Source organism: Streptomyces boluensis (assembly GCF_009908195.1).
GTDB classification, from domain to species: Bacteria; Actinomycetota; Actinomycetes; order Streptomycetales; family Streptomycetaceae; genus Streptomyces; species Streptomyces boluensis.
Window position 1 is genome coordinate 1 of the sequence record NZ_JAAAHS010000476.1, and the last position, 5,157, is coordinate 5,157.

At 69.7% G+C, this 5,157-nt stretch carries 3 protein-coding genes; all 3 read right to left on the minus strand.

Annotated elements, in window-relative coordinates; genetic code table 11:
• Positions 1–118: 118 nt before the first annotated feature.
• Positions 119–2,815, minus strand: coding sequence for a pyruvate dehydrogenase (acetyl-transferring), homodimeric type (gene aceE / locus GUY60_RS34065; protein ID WP_161704983.1), 2,697 nt, complete (start codon positions 2,813–2,815; stop codon positions 119–121).
• Positions 2,816–3,178: 363 nt separating this feature from the next.
• Positions 3,179–3,802, minus strand: a complete 624-nt coding sequence (locus GUY60_RS34070; protein WP_161704985.1) for a GntR family transcriptional regulator — start codon at positions 3,800–3,802, stop codon at positions 3,179–3,181.
• A 206-nt stretch (positions 3,803–4,008) separates the two neighbouring features.
• A partial coding sequence (gene sucB / locus GUY60_RS34075) for a 2-oxoglutarate dehydrogenase, E2 component, dihydrolipoamide succinyltransferase (RefSeq protein WP_376771350.1) occupies positions 4,009–5,157 on the minus strand: 1,149 nt, incomplete at its 5' end.

Here is a 5,157-nt window from a genome sequence, read left to right on the forward strand (position 1 = left end):
CCGGGGCGGAGCCCCGTGGCTGTCCGCAGGACTTTCGGGAAGGGGCGGGGAGGGGAAAAGGAACCGGCCCCCGCCACGACGAAACGTGACGGGGGCCGAACAGCCGAGGGCCGACGGGCTACAGCCCGTACTTCTCCCGAGCCTCCTTGACCGCGGCAGCGGACACCTCACCGCGACGAGCCAACTGCGCAAGCGCAGCAACCACGATCGACTCGGCATCGACACCGAAGTGACGACGCGCCGCGTCACGCGTGTCGGACAGGCCGAACCCGTCCGCGCCGAGCGAGGTCCAGTCCTGCTCGACCCACTGCGCGATCTGGTCCGGCACCTGCCGCATGTAGTCGCTGACCGCGAGCACCGGCGTGGTGATGCCCTCCAGGGCCTGACGGATGTACGGCGTGCGCTCCTCACCGCGCAGCAGCGCCGCGTCGGCGTCCAGCGCGTCCCGGCGCAGCTCGGTCCACGAGGTCGCGGACCACACGTCGGCGCCGACACCCCACTCCTCGGACAGCATCCGCTGGGCCTTGAGCGCCCAGTGGATGGCCGTACCGGAGGAGAGCAGCTGGGTGCGCGGAGCGTCGGCGGAGACCGAAAGGCCCGCGGACTCGGCGGTGTTGAAGCGGTACAGGCCCTTGACGATGCCCTCGTCGATGCCCTCGGGCTTCGCCGGCTGCGGCATCGGCTCGTTGTAGACCGTCAGGTAGTAGAAGACGTCGGAGTCCTCGCCGGGCGCGGCCTCCCCGTACATCCGGCGCAGACCGTCCTTGACGATGGCCGCGACCTCGTACGCGAACGCCGGGTCGTAGCTCAGCGCCGCCGGGTTGGTGGCCGCGATGACGGGGGAGTGGCCGTCCGCGTGCTGCAGGCCCTCACCGGTCAGCGTCGTACGACCGGCCGTGGCGCCGACCAGGAAGCCCTTGCCGAGCTGGTCGCCGAGCTGCCACATCTGGTCGGCCGTGCGCTGCCAGCCGAACATCGAGTAGAAGATGTAGAACGGGATCATCGTCTCGCCGTGCGTCGAGTACGCCGACGCGGCAGCGATGAAGTCGGCCATGGAGCCGGCCTCGGTGATCCCCTCGTTGAGGATCTGGCCGTCCTTGGCCTCGCGGTAGTACATCAGCTGGTCGCGGTCGACCGGCTCGTACGTCTGGCCCTTCGGCGAGTAGATGCCGAGGGACGGGAAGAGGCTCTCCATACCGAAGGTGCGGGCCTCGTCGGGGACGATCGGCACCCAGCGCTTGCCGGAGGTCTTGTCCCGCATCAGGTCCTTGGCGAGCCGTACGAACGCCATCGTGGTCGCCATCGACTGCGAGCCGGAGCCCTTGTCGAAGGCCGCGAAGGTCTTGTCCGCGGCGGCCGGCAGCGCCGGGAGCGGCTGCGTACGACGGGCCGGGGCCGGACCGCCGAGCGCGGCGCGGCGCTCCTGCAGGTAGCGGACCTCGGGGGAGTCGGCGCCCGGGTGGCCGTAAGGCACCTGGCCGTCGATGAAGTCGCTGTCCTTGATGGGGAGTTCGAGCAGGTCACGCATGCCCTTGAACTCATCCGTAGTCAGCTTCTTCATCTGGTGGTTGGCGTTCTTCGACGCGAAGCCCTCACCGAGCGTGAAGCCCTTGACCGTCTGGGCCAGGATCACGGTCGGCGCGCCCTTGTGCGCGAGGGCGGCCTTGTACGCGGCGTACACCTTGCGCGGCTCGTGGCCACCGCGCGACAGCTGGAAGCACTCGATGATCTTGTCGTCGCTGAGCGACTTGCCGAGCTGGACGAGCGCCGGGTCGCCCGCGAAGAAGTGATCGCGGATATAGGCGGCGTCACGCGTCTGGTACGTCTGGATCTGCGCGTCCGGAACCTCACGGATGCGGCGGACCAGGGCGCCGTTGGTGTCGAGCTGGAAGACCTCGTCCCAGGCGTTGCCCCAGAGCGACTTGACGACATTCCAGCCGGCGCCGCGGAACTGGGCCTCCAGCTCCTGCACGATCTTGAAGTTGGCGCGCACCGGGCCGTCGAGACGCTGCAGGTTGCAGTTGATCACGAAGGTCAGGTTGTCCAGACCCTCACGCGAGGCAAGTGCGAGGGCCGCCGTCGACTCGGGCTCGTCCATCTCGCCGTCACCGAGGAACGCCCACACGTGGGAGTTCGAGACATCCTTGATGCCGCGGTTCGTCAGGTAGCGGTTGAACCGCGCCTGGTAGATCGCGGAGAGCGGGCCGAGGCCCATGGAGACCGTCGGGAACTCCCACAGCCACGGCAGGCGGCGCGGGTGCGGGTACGACGGGAGTCCGTTGCCGCCGGACTCCTGGCGGAAGTTGTCGAGCTGCTGCTCTACGATGCGGCCGTCCAGGAAGGCGCGGGCGTAGATGCCGGGCGACGCGTGGCCCTGGATGTAGAGCTGGTCGCCGGAGCCGTCCTGCTCCTTGCCGCGGAAGAAGTGGTTGAAGCCCGTCTCGTAGAGCCAGGCCGCGGAGGCGAAGGTGGCGATGTGGCCGCCGACGCCGTGCTTGGAGCCGCGGGTCACCATGGCGGCCGCGTTCCAGCGGTTCCACGCGGTGATCTTCCGCTCCATCTCCTCGTCGCCGTCGATGACGGGTTCGGCGGAGGTGGGGATGGTGTTGACGTGATCCGTCTCCAGGAGCCGGGGCAGGGCGAGGCCCGCGTCCTCGGCGTGCTGGAGGGTACGACGCAGCAGGTACTCCGCGCGATGCGTACCGGCGTGCTCATTCACGGCGTCCACGGAAGCCGCCCACTCGGCGGTCTCCTCCGGGTCGCGGTCCGGCAGCTGGTCCAGCTGGCTCGGAAGCTTGCCTACGGGGTCGGTCATGATCGACGCCTTCCGGACAGGTTCTTCCGCAACTCCGCGGAAGAGGGGGTGGAGATGGCCCTATCTGGCAGGACAGGGCGGCGGGCTGGGTGCAGCCCGCCGTCGACTGTAAGCGGCTGATCGATGATCGATCAAAGGTTGAGGGGGAGATTTTTCTCTAGGCGGAGAAGTCGGCACCCGGTGCCTTTGGTTTGGGCACAGGGTGCCGCCTAAATCGGGGCAAGCTGGGCGCTATTCTGGTGCGGCCGCTGAGCATATGAGCGCAGGTCACACCCCGTCTGGATGTCGGCCCTCGCACCCTCGATCGCGCTCCGCGCTCGTCCTCAATCGCCGGACGGGCTGAATTTGCCGACCGTAGACCGATCAGGCACGCGGTGCGCACCCCAGAACGTGCTCCTTGACCAGCGCACCGATCTGCGGATCCCGTCGCCGGAAAGCCGCGACAAGCGCCTCGTGCTCCTCCGCGTACGACTGCTGCACCGTGCCGAGCCAGCGGATCGACAGGGCCGTGAACACCTCGATGCCCAGGCCCTCCCAGGTGTGCAGCAGCACAGAGTTGTCGGCGGCGCGCACCAGTTCGCGGTGGAAGCCGACGGTGTGCCGCACCTGCGCGGTGCCGTCGGCGTCCCGGTCGGCGTCGTACAGCGGCGCCACGTGCGCCTCGAGGGCCGAGCAGTCCTCGGCGAGGCGCTCGGCGGCCAGCTCGGCGGCGATCTGCTCGAGACCGGCCCGTACCGGGTAGCTCTCCTCCAGGTCGGCCGCGGTCAGATTCCGTACGCGTACGCCCTTGTTCGGCGCCGACTCGATCAGGCGGAGCGACTCCAGCTCGCGCAGGGCCTCTCGTACGGGCGTCTGGCTGACTTCCAGCTCGACCGCGATCCGTCGCTCCACGATGCGCTCGCCCGGCTTCCAGCGGCCGCTGACGATCCCCTCCACGATGTGCTCGCGGATCTGGTCGCGCAGCGAGTGGACTACGGGCGCGGACACGGCCGCCCCGGGGCTCGAACTCATGGGTGGTGGCTCCTTCACGCGAGATGCGATGGGACGACGATACGGCGTACCTCACGTCCGTGGGATGTGCGGGGGGTGCGGGATCCGTCACGCGCGGCTGCCGCGCGGACGCACCCGTACACGGCGGCGCCCCCGCCCGGAAACTCCGGACGGGGGCGCTGTCGTACTACGGGAACCCGAGGTCAGAGGCCGAGCTCGACCTCGAACTCGCCCGCCTCCAGGATCTGCTTGACCGTGGTCAGGTAGCGGGCGGCGTCGGCGCCGTCCACCAGACGGTGGTCGTAGGAGAGCGTCACGTACGTCATGTCGCGGACGGCGATGGTCTCGCCCAGGTCCGGGTGGTTGATGACGACGGGGCGCTTCACGGTGGCACCGATGCCCAGGATGGCGACCTGGTTCGGCGGGACGATGACCGTGTCGAACAGCGCACCGCGCGAACCCGTGTTGGAGATCGTGAAGGTGGCGCCCGACAGGTCGTCCGGGGCGATCTTGTTGGTGCGGACCTTGCCGGCCAGCTCCGCGGTCTTCTTGGCGATGCCCGCGATGTTGAGGTCACCCGCGCCCTTGATGACCGGGGTCATCAGGCCCTTCTCCGAGTCGACGGCGATGCCGACGTTCTCGGAGTCGAAGTAGGTGATCGTGCCCTCGTCGTAGTTCAGGCGGGCGTTGATGACCGGGTGGGCCTTCAGCGCCTGGACAGCGGCCTTGACGAAGAACGGCATCGGGGAGAGCTTGACGCCCTCGCGGGCGGCGAAGCCGTCCTTGGCCTTGCCACGGAGCTTCATCAGCTTCGTGATGTCGACCTCGATGACCGAGGACAGCTGCGCCTGCTCCTGCAGTGCCTTGTGCATGTTGTCCGCGATGGCCTTGCGGATACGCGGCAGCTTGACCGTCTGGCCGCGGAGGGGAGAGACCTCCAGGGCCGGGGTCTTCGGCGCGGCAGCGGCAGCCGGGGCGGCGGCAGCGGCCGGAGCCGCGGCCTTGGCGGCCTCGGCGGCGGCGATGACGTCCTGCTTGCGGATACGGCCACCGACGCCGGTGCCCTTGACGGTCGCCAGGTCGACGCCGTTCTCACCGGCCAGCTTGCGGACCAGCGGGGTCACGTAGGCACCGTCGTCCACGGAGGACACGGCGGCCGGCGCGGCCGGGGCCGGAGCGGCAGGCGCGACCGGAGCCGGCGCGGCCGGGGCGACGGGCGCGGCCGGAGCGGCGACCGGAGCCGGGGCAGCCGGAGCCGCGGGGGCGGCCGGAGCCGGGGCAGGGCGAGGCCCGCGTCCTCGGCGTGCTGGAGGGTACGACGCAGCAGGTACTCCGCGCGATGCGTACCGGCG